Below are 918 nucleotides of genomic sequence, written 5' to 3'. Positions count from 1 at the left end.
TGAGCTGATTTCAGCCTGAGCGTGCAGGTCACGGGCTGGTCGCAGGCGGCGGATACGGGCTATGAATGAGTGAAGCTCCTGGTAGATGAGGTTGTCGACCAAGATCAACCTTGTCCACACAGGAGCTTCATGTGCTGTTCTACCGTGCCGCGCTGGATCTGTCGCGTTCGACCCTGGCGTTCGTGGCCGGGCTGGTGCGCGATCACCGGGACCGAATCGGGTCACGGTGGCGGGTACTGGGCCCAGACCGCCAGGCGCTGCTGGTACTGGTGCATCTGCGCCGCAACGACACCTTCGCCCGTCTGGCGGCGGCGTTCGGGATCGGAACCGCGACCGCGCACCGCTACGTCACCGAGGTCGTTGCCTTGCTCGCCGACCTGGCCCCTGGCCTGCGAGAAGCGATGCGGATCGCGCAGCGCAAGGCCTACGTCATCTTGGACGGCACCCTGGCGCCGATCGACAGGCTGTCCGGCGCCAACGATCGGCTGTACTACAGCGGCAAGCATCACCGGCACGGTGTGAACATCCAGTTCCTGACCGATCCGCACGGTCGGCTGATCTGGGCCTCGCCGATACTGCCCGGCTCGGTCCATGATCTGACCGCCGCCCGCACCCACGGCATCATCGACGCGCTCACCCACCGCGCGATCGCCTGCTACGCCGACAAGGCATACGTGGGCGCCGGCGGCGCAATCGGCACCCCATACAAGCGCGGGAAGAGCCGCAAGCTCGGGAAACGCAAGAAGCCGTTCAACCGGCACCACGCCAAGGTCCGCGCACTCGGCGAGCAGGGCGCCGCAACACTCAAGGGCTGGCACATTCTCCGCAAGGCCCGCTGCTCACCCGGCCGCCTGACCGCCACCGTCCAGGCCATCCTCACCCTCCACCACCAGGCCAGATGAGGTTGGAATCAGCTCA

1 protein-coding gene is annotated in these 918 nt (G+C 66.4%); it reads left to right on the top strand.

What is annotated here, in order from left to right; all coding sequences use genetic code 11:
- Positions 1-131 precede the first annotated feature (131 nt).
- Positions 132-902, top strand: coding sequence for a transposase family protein (locus HKK72_RS39460; RefSeq protein WP_187239459.1), 771 nt, complete (start codon positions 132-134; stop codon positions 900-902).
- Positions 903-918: the final 16 nt, after the last annotated feature.

It is taken from the genome of Actinomadura sp. HBU206391 (genome assembly GCF_014323665.1).
GTDB lineage: Bacteria > Actinomycetota > Actinomycetes > Streptosporangiales > Streptosporangiaceae > Actinomadura_C.
This window is presented reverse-complemented; position numbering and strand designations above follow the sequence as displayed.